Source organism: Devosia polycyclovorans (assembly GCF_042181575.1).
GTDB classification, from domain to species: Bacteria; Pseudomonadota; Alphaproteobacteria; order Rhizobiales; family Devosiaceae; genus Devosia; species Devosia polycyclovorans.
In genome coordinates, this window is record NZ_CP170082.1 from 1,865,164 (window position 1) to 1,889,365 (window position 24,202).

Genomic DNA, 24,202 nt, shown 5'->3' on the forward strand with positions numbered 1-24,202 from the left:
CCACTGCGGAGGACAACGACATGAACGCACATTTGCAACCCACCGGTTCGGCCTATTTCCTGACCCAGGAAACCCAGCAGTCCGAGCGACACACCCTCTCCGTCCTGGTGGACAACGAGCCGGGCATTCTCGCGCGGGTGGTTGGCCTGTTTTCGGCGCGCGGCTTCAATATCGAGAGCCTGACCGTCAGCGAGACCGAACACGACAAGCGACTTAGTCGCATTACTGTGGTCGTGATCGCCACGCCCAAGGTTCTGGTGCAGATCAAGACGCAGTTGGAGCGGTTGGTGCCGGTGCATCGGGTGCACGATCTGACCGCGGAAGGCGCTTATCTTGAGCGCGAGCTGGCGCTGATCAAGGTCAATGGCACGGGTGATCACCGGGCCGAGACCCTGCGCCTGGCCGACGCATTCCGGGCGCAGATCGTGGACGCGACGGTGGAGAGCTTCGTGTTCGAGGTGACCGGCAAACCCTCAAAGATCGATAGCTTCATCACCCTGATGCAGCCTCTGGGGCTGGTCGAGGTTGTCCGCACGGGCCTGGCCGCGATCAATCGCGGTCCGGAGAGCATGTGATCGGCAAAAGCTGATCGCTCTCATCACAAGGTTCGATTGGGCGAGGCGCCCAGTCTGGTGTATGGCAGGGGCCTGTTGTCTCAGGTTCCTGCCATGACTTTGCTTTCCGTCAATCTCAATGCCGTCGCGCAATTGCGCAACCGTCGCGATCTGCCCTGGCCAAGCGTAACGGGAATCGCGCGGGTGGTGCTGGAGGCAGGCGCCAGCGGTATCACCGTGCACCCGCGGCCGGACGAGCGCCATATCCGGCGCACGGATGTGTTCGCGCTGTCTGAATTGCTGGGGGCGGAGTATCCGCAGGCCGAATTCAACATCGAGGGTTATCCGAGCGAGGATTTCCTCGATTTGATCGAGCAGGTGAACCCGCAGCAGGTCACGCTGGTGCCGGACGATCCCGCCCAGGCGACGTCCGACCACGGTTGGGATTTTGCGGGCAAGGGCAATTTCCTGACCTCAGTTGTGCAGCGTCTCAAGCGCCCGGATCGGCGAATTTCGCTGTTTTGCGATCCCGATGCGGGGCCCGAGGGTGTTGCAGCAGCAAGAGCCACCGGTGCTGATCGGATCGAGTTATTTACCGGTCCGTATGGGGCTTGCTTCGATGACCCGGCTGAGGCCGGACGGCAGTTGGCAGCGCTGGCGGTCACCTGCCGTGCTGCCCAGGATGTGGGGGTTGGGGTCAATGCCGGCCACGATCTCACACTGGCCAACTTGCCGGCGTTCCAGAAGGCTGTGCCCGGCGTTGCGGAGGTCTCGATCGGGCATGGAATCACGGCTGATGCCTTACTGATGGGGTTCGCCGAGGCGACCCGGCGCTATATTGACGTCCTGGCCTAAGGCGATTGTTCGATCAGAAAGAACACTTCGTACGCGCAATGAGGGCAATGACCGGGAATTGAGGCAGCCAAGCTGTCCTGAATGCCGAAATTGCTGGTATTTCCCATACTTACATTATTGTGACCGGGGCACGCAGCTGTCCCTGGATGACAATCAGGTGCCCTCTTGAGGCTTTTCGTGACAGGCACATATATCGCCTCAGTTACGATTTGTTACCAAGGAGGGCATGCAATGTCCAAGCTCAAGATCGGCGTCATCATCTCGTCTACCCGTCCCACCCGTTTCGGCGAAGTGCCGGCCAAATGGATCCTGGACAAGGCAAATGAACGCCCGGAAATCGAGGCCGAACTGATCGATTTGCGTGACTACAACCTGCCATTCTTCGATGAAGCTGCTTCCAATGCCTGGATGCCTTCGCAGAACCCCGAGGCCGTTCGCTGGCAAAACAAGATCTCCGAATTTGACGGCTACATCTTCGTGGTTGCCGAATATAACCGCGCCATCACCGGCGCGCTTAAGAACGCGATCGACCAAGCCTATGTGAACTGGAACAAGAAGGCTTTCGGTGCAGTGGGCTATGGCGCCTTGGGTGCGGCACGCGCTGTCGAGAACCTACGGACCATCGGTGTCGAATTGCAGATGGTTTCGACCCGTTCGGCTGTTCATATCGCCGGCGCCGACTTCTTCGCCGTGCACCCGTTGGGCCAGCAGAACAAGCCCATGAGCGAGATCGAAGGCTCGATCGGTTCCTCGGCAAAGGACATGCTCGACCAACTCGTCTGGTGGGGTGATGCCGCCAAGGCCGCTCGCGAGGAAGAAAATTCTGTCGCTGAAGCCGCCGAATAATCGGGTCAATCTCCAGCAACTGCTGGGTCACAGGGGCTGTCCCATTCGGGCAGCCCCTTTTTGCGTATGAACTATTCGGTTCAGCGGGTGTTGTTTGTGAAGGGGGACGGGTGTATAGCGGCGCCCGCCTTGAAACAGCGAGAGCCGTAAAGCTCATGACGCATACGGAAAATGCCGGCGCCCAAGCCGGTGACGTAGCGACCGAACAGGCCAGCCACGGAAAATCCAGTCTACCACTCCTCACTGTTGGGGCTATCGGCGTTGTCTATGGCGACATTGGGACCAGCCCGATCTACGCCTTCCGTGAGGCCATGGCGGTGCGTCCGGGCGTAGCGGCGACGGAAACCGAAGTGCTGGGATTGCTGTCGCTGATCGTCTGGGCGCTCGCGCTAACGGTGGCGTTCAAATATGTGTTCTTCGTGACCCGCGCTGACAACAACGGGGAAGGCGGAACGCTCTCGCTGATGGCGCTGGCGCGCAAAACCTTCGACAAGCCGCCGGTCTGGATTACCGCGCTGGGCGTGGCCGGTGCGGCGATGTTCTATGGCGATGCCATGATCACCCCGGCGATCTCGGTGCTCTCGGCGGTGGAAGGTCTGGAGCTGGTGGCGCCCAATATGACCCGCTGGGTGGTGCCGATCACGCTGGTGATCATTCTGGGTGTGTTCTTTGTCCAGCGCTTCGGCACCGGCAAGGTGGGTGTCGTTTTCGGCCCCATCACAGCTGTCTGGTTTCTGGTGATGGGCGCGATCGGCCTCTATCACATCATGCAGAACCCGTTCGTGCTTTGGGCGCTCAATCCCTGGCACGGAATCGAGTTTTTGCTCACCCACGCCAATATCGCCTTTGTGGTGATGGGGGCGGTGTTTCTGGCCGTGACCGGCGCCGAGGCGCTTTATGTCGACCTGGGCCATTTCGGGCGCAAGCCGATCGTGCTGGCCTGGTTTGGCCTCGTATTTCCCTGCCTGCTGCTGAACTATTTCGGGCAGGGGGCCTTTGTGCTCAATGTCGGGCCGGAAAACGTCGTCAGCCCGTTCTTCGAAATGCATCCCGACTGGGCGCTAATTCCGTTTGTGGGGCTCGCCACCATGGCGACAATCATTGCCAGCCAGGCGGTGATTTCGGGCGTGTTCAGCCTGACCCAGCAGGCCATTGCGCTCAACCTGTTGCCGCGCATGATCGTGCAGCACACATCGCAGGACCAGCGCGGCCAGATCTACATGCCGCAGATCAATACGATGATCATGGTCATGGTGCTGATCATGGTGGTCAGTTTTGGCAGCTCCACCGCCATTTCGAGTGCCTATGGTATTGCCGTTTCGGGCATCATGGTTGTTACGCTGGCCTTGCTGCTGGTGGTTATGCGCCGTAACTGGAAGTGGCCACTGGGCGGGGTGGTTGCCTTTGGCGCGCTCTACCTTCTCATCGATGGTGGTTTCTTTGCGGTCAATTCCGCCAAGATCGTCCAGGGCGGCTGGGTACCCGTCGCCGTTGCCCTGTTCGTCTCCTTGCTCATGGTCAGTTGGATGACGGGGCGGAATCGGCTGGCGGCAAAGACCCGTCGCGATGAAGTGCCACTTGAATTCCTCGTAGAAAACCTGGCCAAGAAGAAGCCAACCGTGGTGCCGGGTACGGCCATTTTCCTCACCAGTGATGTTGAGGGTGCACCGACGGCACTCCTGCACAGCCTCAAGCACTACAAGGTGCTGCATGAGCAGAACGTCATCCTGACCGTGCGGACGTCGACATCGCCGCGCGTGCCGGACGATGAAAAGGTGACTATCGACGCCTATAACGAATTGTTCTTCCGCGTGGTCGTGACATTCGGCTTCATGGAAGAGCCCAATATTCCCAAGGCACTGGCGCTGGCCCGAAAGCTGGGTTGGAAGTTCGACATCATGTCGACTTCATTCTTCCTGTCGCGCCGTTCGCTGAAGCTCGGGCAGAAGAGTGGTCCGATCCGGTTCTGGCAGGACCGGCTGTTTATTCGCCTGGCGCGCAATGCGAGCGACGCGACGGAGTATTTCCATATTCCCACCGGCCGGGTGGTGGAAATCGGCACTCAGCTCATCATCTGATCGAGGGGTGCAAATGAGGTCCGCTGGGCCTCATTTCTCCATGTCGGGGCAGAGATAGGGCACGCTGGCGGGGGCAAAACGCTGTTCCTCGACACCGCCGACGAGCTTGAGGCTGAGCACCAGCTCGTCGCTGGTGAGCGAGGCAATGTCGGCATTGATGGTCATGCCGTCCTCGTCCCAGGCAATTTCCGTGTCGGAAAGCCGCTGCCAGTTGGAGAGGCGATAGGCCTCCCAGCAACTGTCGGACACCATGGTGCCGTCGGCGAGGAAGATATGCATGACGCCGGGCAGGGCGTCGCTGCTGTCCTGCCGCACCCAGACCCGGTTGAGCAGTAAATTGTCCTCGTGCGCCTCGGACTCCTCGGCCGCCGATTCCGTTTTCTGGGCCATCGCCGGCACGGCGGCACAGGTGCCAACGCCCCAAACGGTCATCAGCGCGAAAATGGCGGCCTTGGTATCCATCAAACGTCTCCCTGCAATGCACCTCACTTGGGCATCACTCTTGTGTGCAACAAGAGTGATCGTCCCAAGGCGGCGGAATTTGGTCAGCGCCGTGACCTTGTGAAGGTCTTATGCGCGCAGGCCCAGCACCCGATCGCGCCCGGAGACGCGCTGGGTCTGTACCGGCCAGAGATCGTAGTCCTGGTCGAGCACGCGGGCGGCATGGGCGGCCCAGTTCGGATCATCCAACGCGCCACGCGCCAAGGCGATGAAGTCGGCTTCGTCGCGCTGCAGAATGGCTTCGGCCGCTTCGATGTCGCCCAGCAGACCGACGGCCATGGTGGGGATGTCGGCACCCTGCTTAACGGTCTGGGCGAATGGCACCTGATAGGCCGCGGTTGAGGCGATGCGCCCCTGGGCCAGGCCGCCGCTGGAGCAATCGATGGCATCGACGCCGCGCGCTTTCAGCTCGATGGCCAAGGCGACGCTATCCTCGGGCGTCCAGCCGCCCGGCGCATTGTCACTCACCGAGAGGCGGACGAGGAGCGGCTTGTCATCAGGCCAGACAGCGCGCACCGCTTCGGTGACTTCAAGCACAAGGCGCATGCGGTTTTCGCGGCTGCCGCCATATTCATCGGTGCGGTGGTTCGATAGCGGGGAAAGGAACTGGTTGAGCAAATAGCCATGTGCGGCGTGGATTTCGACAGTGTCAAAACCGGCCTTTTCTGCCCGGAGGGCGGCTTCAACAAAGCCGTCCTTGACCCGCTGGATGCCGGCCTTGTCGAGCTCTGTGGGCACCTGGAACTCAGGATTGGCCGGATCATGCGCTTCTGCACTGGGGGCGACCGGTTGCCAGTATTCGTAACCGACCGCGCGGCGCCGCTCTTCGCTGGCAAGGTCTTCGGGCGTATGCCAGGACACCGGGGTCGAGGCCTTGCGCCCGGCATGGGCAAGCTGAATGCCGGCGGCGGCGCCCTGGCCGTGCAGGAAGTCGACAATGCGGGCCAGGGGTGCAATCTGCTCGTCCTTCCACAGGCCCAGATCGGCGTAGGAGATGCGCCCTTCGGGCACGACACCGGTGGCTTCCACGATCACCAGTCCGAAGCCGCCCAGGGCGAAGCGGCCCAGATGCACGAAGTGCCAGTCATTGGCGAAACCGTCGATGGCCGAGTACTGGCACATCGGGGCCACCACGGTGCGGTTGCGCAGGGTCAGGCCGCGCAGGGAGACGGGTGAAAGCAATTTTGACATTGGCAAAGTCCTTGGCCGGCTGAAGGCTGGATGGAATATCCCTACATGGCCTTTTCCTGCTTCATCGGCAAGTGCCGATGATTGAAAGCTGTGTTGCGAATGACGCATTTCCGTGAATAGCTCCTCGCCTGGTCCTCAGAGCGGGAATCGCCATGCCCATCACTGCAAGCCGCTTTCGTGAACTCCTGGGTTTTGAAGATCGTGGTGTGACGCGCCTGGACAAGCGCGTTGAACCCATGGGCGACTATGTCGTTGAGCATCTGCACTTGCGCATTGGCGATGCCGAAGTGCGGGGCATTCTGACTCGTCCTGCCGAGATCGCTGCGCCGCTGCCCGCCATTCTTTACGGGCATTCCCATGGTGGTCGGTATGACGTCGGCGCCCGCGAACTGCTCGATGGGCGCGAATATCTGGTCAGTCCGCTGGGTCCGGTCTTTGCCCGAGCCGGTTATGTTACGCTGTGCATTGACATGCCGGTTTTTGGCGAGCGCGCCAATGTCACTGAAAGCGCGGCCGCCAAGGCATTGCTGTGGTACGGCCAATCGCTGTTCGGCGAGATGCTGTCCGATCACGCCGCCGCGCTGACCTATCTGGCGGGGCGTGATGACGTGGATGCGTCGCGCATCGGGGCTTTTGGTCTGTCCATGGGTTGCGTGCTCAGCTACTGGCTGGCGGCGCTGGACAAGCGCATTACCGCGGTGGCGCATTTGTGCTGCTTTGCCGACTTCCGCACCATGATCGAATTGGGCGCGCATGACGGACATGGCATTTACCTGACCGTACCAGGCATGCTTCGGGAAGCCGATGGCGGATCGATTGCCGCGCTGATCGCGCCGCGCCCGCAGCTCATCTGTGTTGGAGAGGCCGATCATCTGAGTCCGCCCAAAGCTGTGGCACGCGCCATGGACGAATTGCGGCCCGCCTATGAGATGGTTCCGGACAGATTGGAGTTCCTGAGCGAAGCCGGCGTGGGGCATCAGGAGACCCCAAGCATGCGGGCGGCCGTGCTGCGCTTCTTCGAGCGTTATCTGGGGTAGGGGGCCGGGCGGAAACCTATCCACTCAAGTGTCTGCGCCAAAAGGCCGGGATTGGTCCAGACTATGTAAGCGCCGAACACCAGCGCCGCGATCAATGCAAGGCCGAACAGCTTCCTGAAGACAGACACCACCAGCCAGAGCAGAAGGGCGGCGCCAATGCCGAGCATTAGCAAGGAAACGGTATCGGTCGGCATGAGAAGCTCCAGCGGAATCGACCTGGACTTCTAGAGCGGGCCGGAGCCGAGATTGTGGCAATCCACATGTTGATTGTGGAACGATACGCTCTGGCCGCGCTTGTTCTTGGGCAGAGCGGAGCAAGGACGATGCGACAGATCGAGGCTGGTGAAGACATACCGAATGCGGTGACCGTCGGGGTCGAGCGGGACGCGGACGGCAAGGTGTTCGCTGTGGTGCGCTGGCCTGCAATTCGGGGCGAAGCGGCAGGAGAGGATCGCTACCACTCCGTGCCCAAGGCGCTTGAGGTCGCTGAAAGCGTGAAGTCCGAGCGTGGGTTTGGTGAAATCGTCGTTTCCTTGCAAACAGCCGAATTGTGGCGCGATGAGTGGGGTTTGCTCGAACTGGGTGCAAGCGAAGTGACTGCCGAGGAAGCATTCGACATGGCATGGGACATAGAAGCCAATCGCGACGCCTGACCGGCGCCAAGATTTCGCTTGCCTGGAACCGTACCGTACGGTACGCCTCTCGCACGGAACGGCACCGCGGCGATCGGGGCCGAAGGTTTTTGCGAAAAGAGGATGGTCCCGTGGCCCTGGCCATCAAGGTCAACGAAGAGACGTTCACCCCCCGGCAGCAGGCAGTGCTGACCGCGGCGCTGGATCTGCTCGTCGAGAATGGCGACGGGCTGACGATGACGGCGGTGGCGCGGCGTGCGTCGTGCTCGAAAGAAACGCTCTACAAGTGGTTTGGTGATCGCGACGGATTGCTGACAGCAACCGTGCAGTGGCAGGCGGCCAAGGTGCGCATGCCCTATGTCGATCGCAGCCATCTCAGCGTCAAGGCGCTGCGTTCCAGCCTCGAGCAGTTTGCGCGTGATCTGTTGACGACCATTGTCGGCGAGGTCTCGATCACGCTCAATCGTACCGCGATTACCCATGCGGCGCAGGAAAAGGACGATCTGGGCAATATCGTCCTGGAGAACGGGCCCCTGGCCATTCGCCGGCGGCTCAAGCCCATTCTCGAGGCGGCCAGGGATGCCCGGCTGCTGCGCTTTCCCTCCAGCGAGGAAGCGTATCGGACATTTTTCGGCCTGGTCGTGCGCGACGTGCAGATCCGTCTGCTGCTCGGCGACAAGGCGCTGACCCAATCCAATGTCGAGGCTAACATCGAAGCCGATGTGAAAGCCGCGGCGGACCAGTTCCTGACCCTTTATGGGGTCAAGGCAAATAGCTGAAACAAATCGCACTATTTCAGGGAGAACCCCAATGCGCGTCTATTACGATCGTGATGCCGATCTCAACATCATCAAATCCAAGAAGGTGGCCATTATCGGTTACGGTTCGCAGGGCCACGCACATGTGCTGAACCTGCGCGACTCGGGCGTCACCAACGTCGCCGTGGGCCTGCGTCCCGGTTCCGCTTCGGCCAAGAAGGCCGAGGGTGAAGGTCTCAAGGTGATGAGCGTTGGCGAAGCTTCGGCCTGGGCCGACGTCATCATGCTGCTGACCCCCGATGAGCTGCAGGCCGACATCTACAAGGAGCACATCGAGCCCAACATCCGCGACGGCGCCGCGTTGGCTTTCGCGCACGGCCTCAATGTGCATTTCAACCTGATCGAGCCCAAGTCGACCGTCGACGTGATCATGATTGCGCCCAAGGGCCCGGGTCACACCGTGCGCGGCGAGTACCAGAAGGGTGGCGGCGTGCCGTGCCTGATCGCCGTGCACCAGGATGCTTCGGGCAATGCCCATGACATCGCGCTGGCCTATGCCTCGGGCGTTGGTGGTGGCCGTTCGGGCGTTATCGAGACCAATTTCCGCGAAGAATGTGAAACCGATCTGTTCGGCGAGCAGGTCGTGCTCTGCGGTGGGCTGGTCGAGCTGATCCGCGCCGGTTTCGAGACGCTGGTGGAAGCCGGCTATGCGCCGGAAATGGCCTATTTCGAATGCCTGCACGAAGTGAAGCTGATCGTCGACCTGATCTACCAGGGCGGCATCGCCAACATGAACTACTCGATCTCGAACACCGCCGAGTGGGGTGAATATGTCACCGGCCCGCGCATCATCACCTCGGAAACCAAGGCCGAGATGAAGCGCGTACTGCACGACATCCAGTCGGGCAAGTTCACCTCCGAGTGGATGCAGGAAATCAAGTCGGGCGGCGGCGCCCGCTTCAAGGCGACTCGTCGCCTGGCCGACGAGCATCCGATCGAGGAAGTCGGCACCAAGTTGCGCGACATGATGCCGTGGATCAAGGCCGGCGCGCTGGTCGACAAGGCGAAGAACTAATTTCTGTGGCCGGGCAAGTAGCCCGGCCATTTTTTCGATCCCTGCCACATCTGCGGAAACGCCATCATGGCTGGCGGTCACAACTGGCTGTCTAGTCGTCTGCGCTGATGATTGCGCGGGTCATCAGATTCACGGCTTCGGGGGTATCGAGCGTCGAATCCTGCGTGAGAGTGCGCCAGGTATGAAAGCTCATCGCGAGGGCCAGCGCCGCCTTGCCTTTCTGTTCAAGCCCCCCCGTCACCGACTCGGCGATCGCTCGCATTTCCGCCCCGGCGCGTAATTCGGTCACTTCTCGCGTCAGCGGATGGACCTCGGAGTCCCGCACAACACTCCCCATCAGCTTCGCGTTGCGCTCGTACCAACGGTAAAGCGCGCCTAGTGCCATGCGTAGCCGGACTTCCGGATCGTTGGTAGCGGCCCACTCCGCAGGTGAGGGCAGGGGGTCGCGTGCCATGGTCGTCCCCGAGCACGCCATGAGCAGGCTTCGATCGTCTGGAAAATGGGCGTAGACCGTGTGCCGCTGCACGCCTGCGCGATCGGCGATCATGCTGATCGTCGTGGCGGCCGGTCCGACCTCACCATGCAACTCAATCGTCGCCTCGACGATGCGTTCGCGCGTCTTGGCCTGATTCTGGGCCCGCTTGGACTGGTTGTAGCCACGCGCATTTTTTTCACTGCACACGTGTGTTCTTTCATATTTACAGAAAGTCCAACATTCACTACACATATGTGTACCGCGAAAACCGGCGCGGTTCCACAGGAGGTTGAAATATGGACGTTCCTACCTTTGTCGGCGCCCGGCGCGTTGCGCCCGACGTTACCTCGTTTTGCGGGTTTTTCCCCATCCCAGGGCTCGGCATTCTTCCGGCCAACTCGCATTTCATACATGCCAGGGAGCCGATTCTCGTCGATACTACAGGCGTGGCCTTTCGTGAGCCCTTCCTCGATGCCCTGAGCGACCTGATCGATCCTGCCGATCTCAAGTGGATCTACGTCAGCCACACCGATCTTGATCATATCGGCAATCTCGACGCTGTCATGGCGCTCGCGCCCAACGCAAAGGTCGTGCTGCCAGGGCTGGGCGCCGCAAAGATGTCGCTGCGTGAAGACTTCGACATGAGCCGCTTGGTTCCGATGGATCACGGCCAACGGCTGGATCTCGGGGACCGCGAGCTCGTGCTGCTGCGTCCTCCCACTTATGACGCGCCGGAAACGACGGGGTTTTTCGATACACGAAACAGGGTGCTGTTCACGGTGGATTCGTTCGGGTCGCTGATCGATGCGCCCTATGAGCAAAGCTCGGACATTCCCGAGGCGACGCTGCGCGATGGCATGACGACCTGGGCAGGCATCGATGCGCCCTGGCTGGGCATGGTAGACAAGAGCAAGCTTGGGCGCCTGCTTACGGACGTGCAGCGCCTGGACCCCTCGGCCATCATCTCGGGACACCTGCCCGTCACGGCGGGGCGGATGATCGACAAGGTCCTCGGCAACATGCTGGGCGCACTTTCCGAAGACAGGTTCGCTCACCCTGACCGCGAGACGATCGAGGGGCTGTTTGCGCAGCCGGCAATCTGATGGCCGCGCGCCAGCACCTGACTGACACTCGCTCGGTTTCGACATCAGAAGACGCTCTGGCCACCGGAAAAGGAGCCACTGGCTGCAAGGGCTCGGCCTGCCCCGCGTTTGAAACCTGCCAGGGCCGGTGCGCTAACGAAGGGAATTCGTACGGCGAGCGGGCTTCAGCCCCAGCGCGACCCACGAGTATCACATGGGCGGACACTAGAGCGAACTGAAGGCGCGCAAGCGCCGATGGCCGATCGCCTTTCGGGTAAGTTCGCACTTGCCGATGAGCATGGCAGCGAAGAAGTTGGCTCCAAGCCGCGCGAAATGATGCCCCGGATCAAAGCCGGCGCCCCGGTGGACAATGCAAAGGCACAAGTCGCGAGCGGCTCAATAAGATCGGGGGGCCTACGGGGCCCCTGATCGGTTTTGGCGGCTTTCAATCCCGATGATTACCGCCTAGTCTGCCCCCGCGTCCAAAGTCTAGACTTACTGAATGGCGGGGTATCTATGACGAAGACAAAGAGGTTTTGTCTCTTTCTGGTCAAGCCGTCGCATTATGACGACGACGGCTATGTCATTCAGTGGAAACTCTCGCCCATCCCGTCCAATTCGCTGGCCTCAGTGCATGGCCTGGTGCGGGACGTTATCGAGCGCAAGGCGCTTGGTGAGGACTGGCAGGTCGATGTCGAGACGATCGACGAGACCAATACCGAAATCGACACCCGTTCGATCATCGCCGATTGCCGCGAAGCGGACTCGGCGCTGGTCATGCTGATCGGGGTGCAGTCCAACCAGTTTCCGAGGGCGCTCGATATTGCCCGCCCGCTCAGGGCTGCAGGCGTACAGGTGGCCATCGGGGGTTTTCACGTCTCGGGCGTCATTTCCATGCTCAACGGCGAGGATGCCGATTTCCAGACCGCAAAGGATATGGGCATCTCCCTGTTTGCCGGCGAGATGGAAGGGCGCACCGATGAAGTGCTGGCCGATGCCGTCTCAGGCCAGATGAAGCCGCTCTACAATTACATGAACGACCTGCCCGGCATCGAGGACACGCCGGTGCCCTTCATGCCCGCCGAGCATGTGTCGCGCACGGCCTATAACCTGACCAGCTTCGATGCGGGCAGGGGATGCCCCTATCAGTGCTCATTCTGCACCATCATCAATGTGCAGGGGCGCAAGTCCAGACGCCGCTCGCCCGATGATATCGAGAAGATCATCCGGCTCAATATGAGCCAGGGCGTGCATCGCTATTTCATCACCGACGACAATTTTGCCCGCAACAAGGACTGGGAAGCAATCCTGGATCGGCTGATCCATATGCGCGAGGTCGAGGGGCTCAATTTCAACTTCATCATCCAGGTGGATACGCTCTGCCACCGCATCCCGCGCTTCATCGAGAAGTGTTCGCGCGCCGGGGTGACGCGAGTGTTCATCGGGCTGGAGAACGTCAATCCGGCCAATCTCAAGGATGCCAAGAAGCGGCAGAACAAGATTACCGAATACCGGGCGATGCTGCAGGCCTGGAAGCAATGGCATGTGATCACCTATGCCGGGTATATCCTGGGCTTTCCGACCGACACGCCCGAGCGGATCATGCATGATATCGACGTGGTCAAGCGCGAGCTGCCGGTCGACATTCTCGAATTCTTCTTCCTCACGCCCCTGCCGGGGTCCGAGGATCACCAGAAGCTGCACCGGGCGGGCGTGGCAATGGACCCCGACCTTAACAAATACGACCTCAATCACTGCACCACGGCCCATCCGAACATGTCGAAGGCGCAGTTCGAGAAGGTCTATGCCGATGCCTGGAGCCGATACTACTCGCTCGACCATGTCGAGACGATCATGCGCCGCGCCGCTGCCTCCGGCATTTCCACTGCGCAGGTGCTGTTGCTTTGCACCTGGTTCATGGGCGCGCTCAAGATCGAAGGGGTACACCCGCTCGAAGTTGGCTGGATCCGCAAGAAGTCGCGCCTGAACCGGCGAAGCGGCATGAAGATCGAGCCCGCCATTGTGTTCTATCCCAAGTATTATGCGGAGCTGAGCTGGAAACTGAGCCGCTGGGCGTGGCTCTATTTCCGCTTCGGGCTGAAGCAGCTCAAGGTGGAGCGCGATCCCAAACGGCAGGACTATACCGACCTCGCCATGTCGCCGGTCAACGAGCACGACGCGGAGGATCTCGAACTGTTCAAGACCAGTGACGCAGTTGCCTGGCTGGACCAGCAGAAGCGGATCAATAACGCACAGCACGGTATCAAGACGCCGGCAGCGGAGTAGGGGACTGTCGCCGCCACATTGGCTTGCGCGCCGGGCCCGCCGTCATCACACCCTTGGTCCCTCCCATCAAGGGAAGGAAGCAAGGGTGGGGTGCAAGCTTCGCCAGCAAGCGCAGGAAGCCACCTTTCCCCCGGCGGTCAACTGGCCTAGAAGTTGGCCTGCAAGCGAGGGAGATGAGTCATGACTCTGCCAAATTTTCCGGTCGAGGGCGGGTGTTCGTGTGGCGCGGTGCGGTATCAGCTCGAGGCCAGTCCGCTCAGCGTCTATAATTGCCATTGCAAGGATTGCCAGCGCTATTCCGGGGCCGGCTGGTCCATGTCAATGATCGTCAAGGATGACGACCTGCAGGTGCTGTCCGGCGACACCGAGCGCTATGGCCGCACGGCCGACAGCGGCAATGTCATTGACATGCATTTCTGCGCCAACTGCCATACCTGGCTCTGGAACGTCCCACCGGCAGGCGGGATAAAGGTGATGCGCGCCGGGTCACTGGACAACATGGATTGGGCGGCACCTGTGGGGAATATCTGGACAGACAGCAAGGCGGCCTGGGCCAGTATCGACCCCGGCCAGGTCAATTTCGCCAAAGGCGCTACGGATCGGACCCCGCTTTTCGACGCCTGGACCCGCGCGCATCAGAGCTAAGCCATGAGCAAACAAGACGATATTGCATTGGTCACTCGCCAGGAAAACGAACTGGTTCTGTCGCGTTTTGACGAGGCAGTGGCCTTCGAAATCGGCGCTGCCATCCGCGGGCGGGCTCTCAATGAAGGGCTGTCGCTGGTGGTCGACCTCAGAACCTGGGACCGCCAATTGTTCTTTTCGGCCACGCCCGGCACCAGCGCTGACAATGCCGAATGGGTGCGGCGCAAGATCAATTCGGTGCGGCGTTTTCAGCGGGCCAGCTATCGGCTGGTGCTGGAACGGGGGGAGGCGCCGTTCCCACCCCAGTCCGGTGCCGATCCAGCCGACTTCGTGATTGCCGGAGGCGGGTTTCCCATCCGGGTGACCGGCGCCGGGATTATCGGTTGCCTCACTATTTCCGGACTGCCGGGGCGCAAGGACCACGGCGTGGCCGTTGACGCGCTCTGCGACTTTCTGGGCAAGGTGCGGGCGGACTATGCCCTTGCGGAGGCGACCAATTGAGGCTGTCCTACCTGATCCTTGACGTCTTCACGCGCATTCCGCTCAAGGGTAATGCGCTGGCCGTGGTGCCCAAGGCGGACGGTCTGATGGACAATGAGATGCAAGCCATTGCCCGCGAGTTCAACCTGAGCGAGACGGTTTTTATCTGCAAGCCGCAGAACGAGCGCAACAGCGCCATGCTGCGCATCTTCACGCCGCATCAGGAATTGCCTTTTGCCGGGCATCCCACGGTCGGCGCTGCGGTGTCGCTGGGGCTCAACAGCCGGGCATCGGCCATTCGCATGGAAGAAAAAGTCGGGCTTGTTACGGCCCTGTTCGAGCGGATCGACCGCCGAACCGGAGAGGCGCGGTTCACGCTGCCAAGATTGCCGCAGCGCATCGCCGACCTGCCGGACCGGCTGGGCATTGCGCAGGCGCTTGGTATCGATGTGGAGGACATTGGCTGCGAAGCGTTCAGGCCAGCCGTATTTTCCGCTGGGGTGACGTTCCACCTGATCCCGGTACGCGATGCCAACGTGCTAAGAAAGGTCCGGGTCAACCCGACCGCCTGGGCGGACGTGTTTCACTACGATCACAGCTCGGCCTATGTGTTTACCCTCACCCCGGACGAGCGGGAAAACGACATCGCGGCGCGCATGTTCGGCATGGGGCTGGGCGAAGATCCCGGTACCGGATCTGCCGCCGCGGCCCTGATCGGCATGCTGGCCGAAGAGGCGCTTGGCTCGGGTCAGGCCGATTACATCCTGCGCCAGGGATATGAAATGGGACGGCCGTGCCGGATCACCCTGCAATTGCGCAACGAAAACGACGTGCTGGTGCATGGCGCAATTGGCGGCGAAGCAGTGGTGGTCGGCGAGGGAGTACTGGACCTCTGACAAGAAGGGGTCTGGTACCGGGCCCCTTCTGCCTAGCCGAGCATTTCGCATCCATAGCGCAAGGCAATGGCTGGAAGCGCCTCAAAGTCAGCGATGGCGTCTTCCTCGGTCGGAATTCTAAGAGCCTTGGCAGGCACACTGCTGGCGCGGATCAAATCCTCGAACCCGCCCGGGGTCAGCAGAAAAAGCATGCGCGCCGGGCCCTTTCGTACTCTATAGCTGTGCGGAATGCCGCGCGGTCCAAATATTGTCATGCCTGGTCCGGCCTTGATGGGCTTGCCGTCCACCTCGAAGTCGATCTCCCCCTCCAGCACGAAGAAGGTCTCGTCCTCGCGGTGGTGCACGTGAAGGGGTGTTTCTCCCTCATTCTCGGTGACCTCCACCAGGGTAAAGCGGCCGCCGGTTTCCTCGCGCGCGGCTTTTATGATTGCCAACGAACCCAGCCACCACCATGCTTCTCCTTCACCGGACTGCCGGGCGAAAGGCTCAAGCTTTTCCTCTGACGCATTCATGGCAGATGCTCCCAAAATCAGCCCTAGCCAATTGAGTACCGTACCGCTGTTCTGCGGTAGGCCGCGAAATCAAGTAAAGGCTCTTGGGCTATCGAGTTAACGTGCTAGACTTCCATAGAATAGTGGAGGGGAGCTATGGAAGTCGTCGTCAATCTTCTTATCTGGCTACACATCATCGCGTTCATCGCGGGTGGTTCGAACTCGGTCGTGGGGCCGGTGATCGGCGCGCGCCTGGCTTCGGCGACGCCGGATCAGCGCGCTGGGTACTACGGGGTGATGAATGCCCTCTCGCAAGTGGGCAAAGTGGCCATGGCTGCGCTGCTGATTACCGGGCCGCTGATCATGTTTATGAAATATGGCGGGCTGGGCGGCGCCTCGGTCTGGTTCTGGGTCAAGATGGTGCTTGTGGCCGTGATGCTGGCAGCGATCATATATGGCGGCATCCAGTTCAAGAAATCGCAGGGCGGCAATGCAGAAGCGGGCAAGCGGGCCGATACCGCACACAAGATTACGGCGCTGGCATTCCTTGGCGTGCTGCTCTCGGCGGTGTTCGCTTTCGGGTGATGGGAACTTCGTCGCTCGAAATCCGAATGGCAGGATCAGGTGATCTGCCTGGTATATTGGACCTCTATCAGCATCTGCATGCCGATGATGACCGTCCGAGCCGGGGCAGCGCCAAACGGGCATTGGCGAGGCTGCAGGCTTTGCCAGGCAGCGGGGTTCTGATCGGCAGTGATGAAGAAGGGATCAGATCGAGTTGCACGTTGGTCGTCATCCCGAACCTGACGCGTGGCGGTCGACCCTATGCCCTGATCGAGAACGTGGTTACGCATGTTTCTGCCCGTGGCCGAGGTTATGGCAAGGCAGTCCTCGCTGCTGCGGTAGAACGGGCTTGGGGTGAGGACTGCTACAAAGTAATGCTGATGACCGGTTCGCAGGATGTCGCCACCTTGAGCTTCTACCGATCCGCAGGCTTTGAGCAGACCAAGACCGGTTTTCAAATTCGGAGCAAAAAAGTAACATAATTCAGTCCGCTACCCTTGCACCAAGCAGCGGGTTGGCGCATTGTGCGAACATTGATAGCCGTACCAGAGCGTACTCATGCAGCGCCGCCGCGCCAAAGCCATTGCCATCGCACAAACTCAGGCCCTTCAGGCCCGTTTGCTGCTGGCTGCCGGCCTGCTGCTGCTGCCCGCTCTGCTTCTCCTTCTTATCAGCCCCTGATCACCGGCAGCTCGAGCTAGCGAGCGGGTCGTCAGGGGATTGCGCAACAACCGAACATCAGAACATGTCCGGTCCTGCGAGCCATTGCCCCAGGGCCGATAGGAAACCAAGAGAAGCCTATGTCCGTCGACAGCAACAAAGAACGCGTTTTCATTTTCGACACTACCCTGCGTGATGGGGAGCAATCGCCAGGCGCCACCATGACGCTGGAAGAAAAGCTCCAGGTCGCCGAGACGCTTGATGAAATGGGCGTCGATATCATCGAAGCGGGCTTCCCCATTGCATCGAATGGCGATTTCGATGCCGTGGTGGCCGTGGCCAAGCAGGTCAAGACGGCCACCGTGGCCGGGCTCGCCCGCGCCATCAGCGCCGATATCGACCGCGCGGGGGAGGCCGTTCGGCACGCCCGGAAGGGACGTATTCACACCTTCGTTTCGACCTCGCCTATTCACCTGGCGCACCAGATGAAAAAGACCGAGGACGAGGTGATCGAAATCATCGCTCGCACGGTCACGCAGGCCCGCAACCTGATCGATGATGTCGAATGGTCGGCCATGGATGCCACCCGCACGCCGATGGAGTTCCTCAAGCGCTGCGTGGAGACGGCCATCAAGGCTGGTGCGACCACGATCAACCTGCCAGACACCGTCGGATACGCGGTGCCCGAAGAACATTTCCGCATGTTCAAGGACATCATCGACAGTGTGCCGGGCGCCGACAAGGCGATCTTCTCGGTGCATTGCCACGACGATCTGGGCATGGCGGTGGCCAATTCTCTGGCTGGCGTGGCCGGTGGCGCGCGGCAGATCGAATGCACCATCAACGGGCTGGGTGAGCGCGCTGGCAATGCGGCGCTTGAAGAGGTCGTCATGGCCCTGCGCACCCGCGGCGATGCGATGCCTTATTACACCGAGATCGACAGCACCCAGCTCAGCCGAGCCAGCCGCGTGGTGTCGGCTGCTTCGAATTTTCCGGTGCAGTACAACAAGGCCATCGTGGGCAAGAATGCCTTCGCGCATGAAAGCGGCATCCATCAGGACGGCATGCTCAAGAATGCCGAGACCTATGAGATCATGACCCCGGCCAGCGTCGGCATCAAGGAAACCACGCTGGTCATGGGTAAGCATTCGGGCCGCGCAGCGTTCAAGGACAAGCTCAAGGAACTGGGCTACGAGCTGGGCGACAATGCCTTCCAGGAGGCCTTCCAGCGCTTCAAGGACCTGGCCGACCGCAAGAAGCATGTCTATGACGCCGACATCGTGGCGCTGGTGGACGATGAGGTTGGTTCGGTCGGCGACCGGATCCGGCTGGTCGATATGGAAGTGGTTTCCAAGACCGGCGGCGTGCATCGCTGCGACCTGACGGTCACCATCGATGGCGAGGTATCCAAGGTGTCTTTCGAGGGCACGGGCTCAGTCGATGCGATCTTCAACGCCATCAAGGCAGCTTCCGGCCAGAACCCACATCTGGTGCTCTACGCTGTCGACGGTGTGACCGGCGGCACCGACGCGCAGGCCTCGGCCCATGTGCGCCTCGAAATGAATGGCCGTATCGCCTCGGGCAACGCTGCGGAACCCGATACGCTGGTGGCCTCGGCCCGTGCCTATCTCAATGCGCTCAATCGCGTGATGATTGAACGCGGGGCTTCTGCGCAGGGTGCACTGGCGGGCTGAGCGGCACAAAATGACGGCAATGGTAGGGGCGGAGCCGCAAGGCTGCGCCCCTTTCATTTGGGGCATGCGCGTTGAGGTCTTGCGCTGGGCGGCCCAAGCTGGTCTAGCCATTGTCCGGTTGTCTTGGGAGTGAATTGGTCAATGTGGGGCAAAGCGGAGTTCCGGGGCGGCCTGCTGGTGGCGCTGGGGGCGGTCATCGTCCTCCTGGCCATTGTGGTGTCAGGCCGGGACGTGCCCGGCGTGATCCTGCTGCAGAGCCTGAGATTTCATCTGATGGCGGCCGGGGTTTTCCTGGCGCTTGGCCTGATCGTGCTCGGCGCCCGCTGGCGGGGGCTGCTGGGCCTGCTGCCGGTGCTGGCGGCAGGCGCACATGGCTACTGGCTGATCGGTGAACTCTATGCCAATCGGGCCGACTACGCCGCGGTCCCTGCCGCACAGTTCCGCTTTCTCAGCTTCAATGTGCTGAACGGCAACCAGCGGGCGGACGAACTGGTGGATGCGGTTCTCGCTGATCCGCCCGAGATCGTACTCATTATGGAGACGCCCGGTATCAGACCGCATCTGGACCGCATGGCCGAAGTCTATCCCCATCGGCTGGGATGCGAGCGGCCGGAAACCTGCGATATCTCGCTTTATTCACGCCTGCCCATCGAAGAGGGTGGCATTGAGCTCTTCAGGCCCTTCAATTGGGAGCGGCTGGTGACGGCCCGCGTCCGGGTCGATGGCCAGCCGGTGACTATTGTGGGTGCGCACCTGACCAAGCCCTATGACAATCATGTCGCCTGGCAGGAAATGTGGGTACTGAGCAATCTGCTCCGGACCATTGAGGGCCCTCTGGTGCTGGCTGGGGACTTCAACTCGGCGATCTGGACCGAGACGATGGGCATGCTGATCGAGCGGGGCGGATTGGCGCCCGGTCCAGTCACGCCAGCGACATGGCCCGTGCGGCTTGGTCCGGTCGGCGTACCGATCGACAATATGCTCACGCGCGGGGAGGCCCAAATCCTCACCCTGGGGTCGGGCGATAGCCACGGCTCCAATCACCGGCCACTCTGGGCCAGCATTGGTCTTTACGCGGCGGATTGAGCCTGCTTCAGCGCCAGCGGCAGGGTTTCTGCCAACAGGTCGAGGTCCTTGTCTGGCCCAGCGCTGATGCGAATATGCTGGTCCAGACCTGATGCTGCAGGCTTCCGCACAAAGACGCCCTGTCGTCCCAGCGCTTCCAGCACGCGGACAGCGAAGGAACCGTCGCGCCCGCAGTCAATGGCCACGAAATTGGTGGCGGAGGGCAGGGGCAGTAGATCATTGTCGCGGGCGATCTGGGAAATTCGGTCGCGCGCTGCGGTGATCCGGGCGACGGCCTGTTGCAGGTAGTCCTGATCGTCCAGCGCCGTCAGCGCCGCAAGCTGGGCGAGCTTGTTGACCCCGAAATGGTTGCGAATGCGATTGAAGGCGCCCGCGATCCGGCGGTGCCCGATTGCGTAGCCACAGCGCAGCCCTGCAAGGCCATAGGCCTTGGAGAAGGTGCGCAGGCGCAGCAGGTTGGGGCGACTGGTGTCCAGCGGCGGCACATCCTGCGGCGCGGTCTCCAGATATGCTTCGTCAAGAACGATCAGGCATGTCTCGGGAACTGCCTCAATGAAGCGCTCGATGTCGCCAGCGGGCCAGAACGAACCCATGGGGTTGTCGGGGTTGGCCAGATAGACCATGCGGGCATTGGTCTCGCGCGCCTTTGCGGCCAGGGCCTCGGGATCTTCATGGAACTGGCGATAAGGCACGAAGCGCAGATCGCCGCCAAACCCGACCACATGATAGTTGAAGGTGGGATAAGCCCCGAGCGAGGTCACCACAATATCGCCTGGCGCGATGAACAAGCGGACAAGCAGGCCCATCAGGCCATCGATGCCTTCGCTGACAGCAATTTCGTCGCTTGTGACACCGAGATGTGTGGCGAGCGCCACCCGCAATGCGTAATTCTCCGGATCAGGATAGGTCCAGATCCCCGGCGCTGCGTCGCGCAGTGCCGCAATGACGCGTGGGCTGGGGCCGAAGCCAGATTCGTTGGCACCGATGCGGGCCCGCGTGGCTATGCCGGTTTGCCGTTCAATCGCCTCCGGGCCCACGAAGGGTACGGTTTCGGGGAGAGCTTCGACGATGGAGGTGAATGGGGGCAGGGGCACAATCGGGTCCTTGAAGGCGAATCCACTTCCATTCTAGCTGGGCGGGCGGCGCTTGCCAGCCGGTCTCTTCAGGCATGTTGCAAGGTGACCGATTCGAGCGATTCCCTGGCTGCCTGGTGTCGGGATCATGTCCCGTTGATGCGGACGTCAGTCAGGTCCCGCTGTTTTGCACAGGCATAGCTGATCGCGGGGCGCCGCAAACTCCGGGCTACGCTTGGTTCGAAGCGGATCGGAACAATTGGGTGCATTTGAACCAAATGCCATCCGGGCGGGCAACAAGTCGAGAACTATGCCGGTCCACCTTCTGGTCACGCCGGAAGCGGCGATTCCTCATGTAAGTTTCTGCCAAAGGGAGAAAGCGATTGCCTCCAACCTACGTGCTTGCGCGTGACCATTTGCAGCGGGCCGCCAACATTCTCCAGGGTGCTGATCAGCGGTCACGGCAGCTCCGACACATCATAGAAAGGACGATTGGGCTGATGGACGAAGTCCGCCCGGCGCCCAGCGAACCGGCCAGCAATGTGGTCGAGTTGAGCGACTACAGGCATTTGCGGCAATGAGATCGACCAACCCGGTCCGAGAGGCCGGGTTGTCGCCCTCGTGAAGTCTGCATGACAGTTTTGCACACAAACTGGTTTTGAATGCTGGACAGCTCCAAATCCCTTTGGTAGAGAGGCGCCACTTTGGTGCCGAGGCGCTTCAAAAAGCCCCGGGTGCATAGCTCAGATGGTAGAGCAGCTGACTCTTAATCAGCGGGTCCAAGGTTCGAGTCCTTGTGCACCCACCAAAGCCTCCCTTTCCAATCAAGGGATTACGATAGGCGGCCTCCGGGTCGCCTTTGTTGTTTCTGGCGCTGGGACGGGATTGGGACGGAGAATAGGGCAGCAGGAAAATGCCGGCACGCGACGGCGCCGCATAGGGCATGGATTTTCTGGTCGCTTGCTGAAGGCGCCGGCGATGGCGGCCAGGTCGGCGGCAGACGTGGTGGTCTGCTGCGCCAATGCCTTTCCCAATACTTCGTGACGGCGATTCTCTTGCCGCCCCAGTGCGGTCGCCAATCCTCGATAGGTTTGTGCCGCGCATTGCTCGCTGCCAGTCGAAATGCCCCTCCGTCCCGCGAGAAGCGGGTTGTCGGCGTCCGGAACGCGATGCCCACGAACTCGCCATTGCGGTCCATTTCCTGGCTAAACGAAAAAAGACGCAACCACGGAACATAACGCTTTACCTAACAACTGCCATCATCATAGCCTCGTTGTTAGCTAGAACTCAAAGAAGTTAGCTAAGGAGGGGAATATGAGTCACATTAGCCGTAGGGCTTTCATGGCGGCTTCGTCCGCACTTGCAGGGTCGCTCCTGATGTCAGGATTGGCGCGCGGCCAATCCACGTCCGAGTCCGCTTTCTTGCAGGCTGAAGTGGATTCTGGCGCGTTGCCGCCGGTCGCCGATCGCCTGCCAGCCAATCCGCTGGTGCTCACACCGCTGGAGCGGGCAGGGCAGCAGGGCGGTGACTGGGAGCACGCACTGGTTGGCGGTGGTTCACTGTCGATGCTGGTGCGCTACCAGGGTTACGAACCGCTGGTCCGGTATGACCCGGAATGGACCGGGGTCATCCCCAATGTGGCCGAAAGCTACGAAGTGAGCGCAGACTCGACGGAGTACACCATCAAGCTGCGTGAAGGGCACAAGTGGTCCGACGGGCAGCCCTACACCACGGCCGATATCCAGTTCTGGTACGATGCCTATTTCACCGATGAGCAGACCAATCTTGGGCCGCAGTCATTCTGGGCGGTAGACGGCGAAAAGGCCGTTCTTGAAGTGATCGACGAGACGACCTTCAAGGTCCGCTTCGCTGGCCCGAACGGCTTCTTCCTGCAGCAGCTTGCTTGGGCTCAGAACGATCAACTCACCCGCTGCCCCAAGCATTATCTTGAGCAGTTCCATATCCGTTACAATCCGGATGCCGACAAGCTGGCGCAGGAGGCCGGGATGGAAAGCTGGATCGCGCTTTTCCAGCGCGAGGTCGGCTTCCAGGATGACAATACCTTCTTCCAGAACGCCAATCGTCCAACCCTGAACGCATGGTATTTCACCGAGGCGCCGGGACAGAATACCGAAATATCGGTGGCTGTGCGCAATCCATTCTACTTCAAGGTCGACACGGAAGGCACCCAACTGCCTTACTTCGATCGCGTCGTCTATCAGATGGTGGCCGATCCAGAGGTGCTGCTGCTCAAGACGCTGCAGGGTGAAATCGACTTGATGGACCAGTACATCGCCACGCCTGCCAATAGGCCGACCTTGTTCGATGGCATGGAAAGCGGCGATTACGGCTTCTACACCCTCAAGGAGACGGCTGCGAACGTTATGGTGTTCCAGCTCAATCTCAACCATACCGATGCAACCAAGAACGAGTTGTTCAATACGGTCGAATTCCGCCAGGCGATGTCGCTTGCGGTAGATCGCCAGGCACTGATTGACGCAGTGTTTATCGGGCAGGGCAGCCCGGCACAGGCCTCGATCATTGAGGGCGATCCGCTTTACAATGAGCGCCTTGCCAAGGACTTCACCGAGTTCGATCCGGCACGGGCCAATGAGATGCTCGATGCCATCGTGCCGGAAAAGGACGGGGATGGATATCGCCTCGACAAGGAAGGTCGTCGCCTGTCGATCATCTTTGAGATCGACCAGAGCCGCACCACCTTCCTCGACATGTTCGAGCTGGCCATTCCCATGTTCCGCCAGGTGGGGCTGGATGTGCAAATGCGCACCATGGACCGCTCGCTATGGGAAGAACGGGTTCGGCGCGGTCGTGCCTTCGACGCCACGGCGCACCAGTTCGGCGCCAATTCTGGTCTCGCGGCCATGCTGGACGCGCGGTACTTTGTGCCGTTAAACGCCAATTCCCTCTACGCTCCGGGGTGGTCGCTCTACTTCACGCAGCCGGATAATCCTGATGCCATCGAGCCACCGCCTGCCGTCAAGGCGCAACAGGATCTCTACCGTGAACTGACCGGAACAGGCGATGCGGCCCGGCAGCAAGAGATCATGGCGCAGATCCTTGAAAATGCTGCGGATCTGTTCATGACCTTCGGCGTCAGCCTGCCAGCCGACGGCTACGGGATCGTCAAGAACGACATGGTCAACGTGATGCGGTCCATGCCGAATTCGTTCGGCTGGCCGACTCCCGGCCCGGCACGACCCGAGCAGTTCTTCAAGAGCTAG

The 24,202-nt window shown here is 60.9% G+C and carries 25 protein-coding genes and 1 tRNA gene; 20 read left to right on the plus strand and 6 right to left on the minus strand.

The features are described from left to right. Positions 1 to 20: 20 nt before the first annotated feature. The 4 genes from ilvN (at position 21) to ACE4RL_RS09360 (ending at position 4,333) form a co-directional block, all read left to right on the plus strand. Entirely contained in the window at positions 21 to 575 is a 555-nt protein-coding gene (gene ilvN, locus ACE4RL_RS09345) for an acetolactate synthase small subunit (protein WP_375596931.1), read from the plus strand. 93 nt (positions 576 to 668) lie between these two features. Further along, positions 669 to 1,409: a pyridoxine 5'-phosphate synthase gene (locus ACE4RL_RS09350; RefSeq protein WP_375596932.1), complete on the plus strand. Its 741-nt coding sequence runs from the start codon at positions 669 to 671 to the stop codon at positions 1,407 to 1,409. 231 nt (positions 1,410 to 1,640) lie between these two features. After that, positions 1,641 to 2,255, plus strand: a complete 615-nt coding sequence (locus tag ACE4RL_RS09355) for an NADPH-dependent FMN reductase (RefSeq protein ID WP_375596933.1) — start codon at positions 1,641 to 1,643, stop codon at positions 2,253 to 2,255. A gap of 155 nt (positions 2,256 to 2,410) precedes the next feature. Then, complete coding sequence (locus ACE4RL_RS09360; protein ID WP_375596934.1) at positions 2,411 to 4,333, plus strand: potassium transporter Kup; 1,923 nt, start codon at positions 2,411 to 2,413, stop codon at positions 4,331 to 4,333. A gap of 30 nt (positions 4,334 to 4,363) precedes the next feature. On the opposite strand, the gene ACE4RL_RS09365 is transcribed toward ACE4RL_RS09360, so the two are convergent. Both ACE4RL_RS09365 and ACE4RL_RS09370 read right to left on the minus strand, forming a co-directional pair. Further along, entirely contained in the window at positions 4,364 to 4,795 is a 432-nt protein-coding gene (locus ACE4RL_RS09365; protein WP_375596935.1) for a hypothetical protein, read from the minus strand. Positions 4,796 to 4,903: 108 nt separating this feature from the next. Beyond that, entirely contained in the window at positions 4,904 to 6,025 is a 1,122-nt protein-coding gene (locus tag ACE4RL_RS09370; protein ID WP_375596936.1) for an NADH:flavin oxidoreductase/NADH oxidase, read from the minus strand. Positions 6,026 to 6,177: 152 nt separating this feature from the next. On the opposite strand from ACE4RL_RS09370, the gene ACE4RL_RS09375 reads away from it, so the two are divergent. Then, a complete protein-coding gene (locus ACE4RL_RS09375) occupies positions 6,178 to 7,062 on the plus strand; it encodes an alpha/beta hydrolase family protein (protein WP_375596937.1) in 885 nt (294 codons plus the stop codon). On the opposite strand, the gene ACE4RL_RS09380 is transcribed toward ACE4RL_RS09375, so the two are convergent. Further along, positions 7,050 to 7,256 carry a hypothetical protein gene (locus tag ACE4RL_RS09380; protein ID WP_375596938.1) on the minus strand — a complete coding sequence of 69 codons (207 nt, stop codon included), beginning with the start codon at positions 7,254 to 7,256 and terminating at the stop codon, positions 7,050 to 7,052. The genes ACE4RL_RS09375 and ACE4RL_RS09380 overlap by 13 nt on opposite strands. A gap of 129 nt (positions 7,257 to 7,385) precedes the next feature. Between ACE4RL_RS09380 and ACE4RL_RS09385 the strand changes: the two genes are divergently transcribed. The 3 genes from ACE4RL_RS09385 to ilvC all read left to right on the plus strand — a co-directional run bounded on the left by ACE4RL_RS09385 (position 7,386) and on the right by ilvC (position 9,527). Next, entirely contained in the window at positions 7,386 to 7,715 is a 330-nt protein-coding gene (locus ACE4RL_RS09385; protein WP_375596939.1) for a hypothetical protein, read from the plus strand. 110 nt (positions 7,716 to 7,825) lie between these two features. Next, complete coding sequence (locus tag ACE4RL_RS09390) at positions 7,826 to 8,473, plus strand: TetR/AcrR family transcriptional regulator (RefSeq protein ID WP_375596940.1); 648 nt, start codon at positions 7,826 to 7,828, stop codon at positions 8,471 to 8,473. Between the two features lie 31 nt (positions 8,474 to 8,504). Then, complete coding sequence (gene ilvC, locus ACE4RL_RS09395) at positions 8,505 to 9,527, plus strand: ketol-acid reductoisomerase (RefSeq protein ID WP_104893891.1); 1,023 nt, start codon at positions 8,505 to 8,507, stop codon at positions 9,525 to 9,527. 91 nt (positions 9,528 to 9,618) lie between these two features. Here ilvC and ACE4RL_RS09400 read toward each other — a convergent pair whose 3' ends face one another. Beyond that, positions 9,619 to 10,209: a TetR/AcrR family transcriptional regulator gene (locus tag ACE4RL_RS09400; RefSeq protein WP_375596941.1), complete on the minus strand. Its 591-nt coding sequence runs from the start codon at positions 10,207 to 10,209 to the stop codon at positions 9,619 to 9,621. 89 nt (positions 10,210 to 10,298) lie between these two features. Here ACE4RL_RS09400 and ACE4RL_RS09405 point away from each other — a divergent pair, with 89 nt between their 5' ends. The 5 genes from ACE4RL_RS09405 (at position 10,299) to ACE4RL_RS09425 (ending at position 15,391) form a co-directional block, all read left to right on the plus strand. Continuing rightward, the gene (locus ACE4RL_RS09405; RefSeq protein WP_375596942.1) at positions 10,299 to 11,105 is read left to right on the plus strand and encodes an MBL fold metallo-hydrolase; all 807 of its coding nucleotides are present in this window, start codon (positions 10,299 to 10,301) and stop codon (positions 11,103 to 11,105) included. A 495-nt stretch (positions 11,106 to 11,600) separates the two neighbouring features. After that, positions 11,601 to 13,370, plus strand: coding sequence for a B12-binding domain-containing radical SAM protein (locus ACE4RL_RS09410; RefSeq protein WP_375596943.1), 1,770 nt, complete (start codon positions 11,601 to 11,603; stop codon positions 13,368 to 13,370). A 180-nt stretch (positions 13,371 to 13,550) separates the two neighbouring features. Then, complete coding sequence (locus tag ACE4RL_RS09415) at positions 13,551 to 14,015, plus strand: GFA family protein (RefSeq protein ID WP_375596944.1); 465 nt, start codon at positions 13,551 to 13,553, stop codon at positions 14,013 to 14,015. Between the two features lie 3 nt (positions 14,016 to 14,018). Further along, positions 14,019 to 14,516, plus strand: a complete 498-nt coding sequence (locus ACE4RL_RS09420) for a heme-degrading domain-containing protein (protein ID WP_375596945.1) — start codon at positions 14,019 to 14,021, stop codon at positions 14,514 to 14,516. Beyond that, positions 14,513 to 15,391, plus strand: coding sequence for a PhzF family phenazine biosynthesis protein (locus ACE4RL_RS09425; protein WP_375596946.1), 879 nt, complete (start codon positions 14,513 to 14,515; stop codon positions 15,389 to 15,391). The genes ACE4RL_RS09420 and ACE4RL_RS09425 overlap by 4 nt, the downstream gene beginning before the upstream one ends. Positions 15,392 to 15,423: 32 nt before the next feature. Here the strand turns inward: ACE4RL_RS09425 and ACE4RL_RS09430 are convergent, their stop codons facing one another. Beyond that, positions 15,424 to 15,903 (minus strand): quercetin 2,3-dioxygenase, encoded by a 480-nt coding sequence (locus ACE4RL_RS09430; protein WP_375596947.1) that lies wholly within the window; start codon positions 15,901 to 15,903, stop codon positions 15,424 to 15,426. 135 nt (positions 15,904 to 16,038) lie between these two features. Here ACE4RL_RS09430 and ACE4RL_RS09435 point away from each other — a divergent pair, with 135 nt between their 5' ends. From ACE4RL_RS09435 to ACE4RL_RS09455, 5 genes are all read left to right on the plus strand, one after another. Beyond that, positions 16,039 to 16,467, plus strand: coding sequence for a hypothetical protein (locus tag ACE4RL_RS09435; protein ID WP_375596948.1), 429 nt, complete (start codon positions 16,039 to 16,041; stop codon positions 16,465 to 16,467). Positions 16,468 to 16,523: 56 nt separating this feature from the next. Next, positions 16,524 to 16,928: a GNAT family N-acetyltransferase gene (locus ACE4RL_RS09440; RefSeq protein WP_375596949.1), complete on the plus strand. Its 405-nt coding sequence runs from the start codon at positions 16,524 to 16,526 to the stop codon at positions 16,926 to 16,928. 76 nt (positions 16,929 to 17,004) lie between these two features. Next, on the plus strand, positions 17,005 to 17,127 hold the full coding sequence (locus tag ACE4RL_RS09445; RefSeq protein WP_281351139.1) for a hypothetical protein: 123 nt from the start codon (positions 17,005 to 17,007) through the stop codon (positions 17,125 to 17,127). Between the two features lie 119 nt (positions 17,128 to 17,246). Next, positions 17,247 to 18,800 carry a 2-isopropylmalate synthase gene (locus ACE4RL_RS09450; protein ID WP_375596950.1) on the plus strand — a complete coding sequence of 518 codons (1,554 nt, stop codon included), beginning with the start codon at positions 17,247 to 17,249 and terminating at the stop codon, positions 18,798 to 18,800. A gap of 141 nt (positions 18,801 to 18,941) precedes the next feature. Next, positions 18,942 to 19,886: an endonuclease/exonuclease/phosphatase family protein gene (locus ACE4RL_RS09455; RefSeq protein ID WP_375596951.1), complete on the plus strand. Its 945-nt coding sequence runs from the start codon at positions 18,942 to 18,944 to the stop codon at positions 19,884 to 19,886. Here ACE4RL_RS09455 and ACE4RL_RS09460 read toward each other — a convergent pair. Then, the gene (locus ACE4RL_RS09460; protein WP_375596952.1) at positions 19,871 to 20,980 is read right to left on the minus strand and encodes a pyridoxal phosphate-dependent aminotransferase; all 1,110 of its coding nucleotides are present in this window, start codon (positions 20,978 to 20,980) and stop codon (positions 19,871 to 19,873) included. The genes ACE4RL_RS09455 and ACE4RL_RS09460 overlap by 16 nt on opposite strands. A gap of 711 nt (positions 20,981 to 21,691) precedes the next feature. Here ACE4RL_RS09460 and ACE4RL_RS09465 point away from each other — a divergent pair. Beyond that, positions 21,692 to 21,767, plus strand: a tRNA-Lys gene (locus ACE4RL_RS09465). A 506-nt stretch (positions 21,768 to 22,273) separates the two neighbouring features. Continuing rightward, entirely contained in the window at positions 22,274 to 24,202 is a 1,929-nt protein-coding gene (locus ACE4RL_RS09470; RefSeq protein ID WP_375596953.1) for an ABC transporter substrate-binding protein, read from the plus strand.

What these genes read in the sequence shown, in the direction of transcription:
- ACE4RL_RS09415 (WP_375596944.1), top strand. Translation starts at nt 13,551, where the DNA reads ATGACTCTGCCAAATTTTCCGGTCGAGGGCGGGTGTTCGTGTGGCGCG.
- ACE4RL_RS09410 (WP_375596943.1), top strand. Translation starts at nt 11,601, where the DNA reads ATGACGAAGACAAAGAGGTTTTGTCTCTTTCTGGTCAAGCCGTCGCAT.
- ACE4RL_RS09420 (WP_375596945.1), top strand. Translation starts at nt 14,019, where the DNA reads ATGAGCAAACAAGACGATATTGCATTGGTCACTCGCCAGGAAAACGAA.
- ACE4RL_RS09445 (WP_281351139.1), top strand. Translation starts at nt 17,005, where the DNA reads ATGCAGCGCCGCCGCGCCAAAGCCATTGCCATCGCACAAACTCAGGCC.
- ACE4RL_RS09405 (WP_375596942.1), top strand. Translation starts at nt 10,299, where the DNA reads ATGGACGTTCCTACCTTTGTCGGCGCCCGGCGCGTTGCGCCCGACGTT.
- ACE4RL_RS09355 (WP_375596933.1), top strand. Translation starts at nt 1,641, where the DNA reads ATGTCCAAGCTCAAGATCGGCGTCATCATCTCGTCTACCCGTCCCACC.
- ACE4RL_RS09435 (WP_375596948.1), top strand. Translation starts at nt 16,039, where the DNA reads ATGGAAGTCGTCGTCAATCTTCTTATCTGGCTACACATCATCGCGTTC.
- ACE4RL_RS09370 (WP_375596936.1), bottom strand. Translation starts at nt 6,025, where the DNA reads ATGTCAAAATTGCTTTCACCCGTCTCCCTGCGCGGCCTGACCCTGCGC.
- ilvC (WP_104893891.1), top strand. Translation starts at nt 8,505, where the DNA reads ATGCGCGTCTATTACGATCGTGATGCCGATCTCAACATCATCAAATCC.
- ACE4RL_RS09450 (WP_375596950.1), top strand. Translation starts at nt 17,247, where the DNA reads ATGTCCGTCGACAGCAACAAAGAACGCGTTTTCATTTTCGACACTACC.
- ACE4RL_RS09365 (WP_375596935.1), bottom strand. Translation starts at nt 4,795, where the DNA reads ATGGATACCAAGGCCGCCATTTTCGCGCTGATGACCGTTTGGGGCGTT.
- ilvN (WP_375596931.1), top strand. Translation starts at nt 21, where the DNA reads ATGAACGCACATTTGCAACCCACCGGTTCGGCCTATTTCCTGACCCAG.
- ACE4RL_RS09430 (WP_375596947.1), bottom strand. Translation starts at nt 15,903, where the DNA reads ATGAATGCGTCAGAGGAAAAGCTTGAGCCTTTCGCCCGGCAGTCCGGT.
- ACE4RL_RS09470 (WP_375596953.1), top strand. Translation starts at nt 22,274, where the DNA reads ATGAGTCACATTAGCCGTAGGGCTTTCATGGCGGCTTCGTCCGCACTT.
- ACE4RL_RS09455 (WP_375596951.1), top strand. Translation starts at nt 18,942, where the DNA reads ATGTGGGGCAAAGCGGAGTTCCGGGGCGGCCTGCTGGTGGCGCTGGGG.
- ACE4RL_RS09380 (WP_375596938.1), bottom strand. Translation starts at nt 7,256, where the DNA reads ATGCCGACCGATACCGTTTCCTTGCTAATGCTCGGCATTGGCGCCGCC.
- ACE4RL_RS09360 (WP_375596934.1), top strand. Translation starts at nt 2,411, where the DNA reads ATGACGCATACGGAAAATGCCGGCGCCCAAGCCGGTGACGTAGCGACC.
- ACE4RL_RS09375 (WP_375596937.1), top strand. Translation starts at nt 6,178, where the DNA reads ATGCCCATCACTGCAAGCCGCTTTCGTGAACTCCTGGGTTTTGAAGAT.
- ACE4RL_RS09385 (WP_375596939.1), top strand. Translation starts at nt 7,386, where the DNA reads ATGCGACAGATCGAGGCTGGTGAAGACATACCGAATGCGGTGACCGTC.
- ACE4RL_RS09350 (WP_375596932.1), top strand. Translation starts at nt 669, where the DNA reads ATGACTTTGCTTTCCGTCAATCTCAATGCCGTCGCGCAATTGCGCAAC.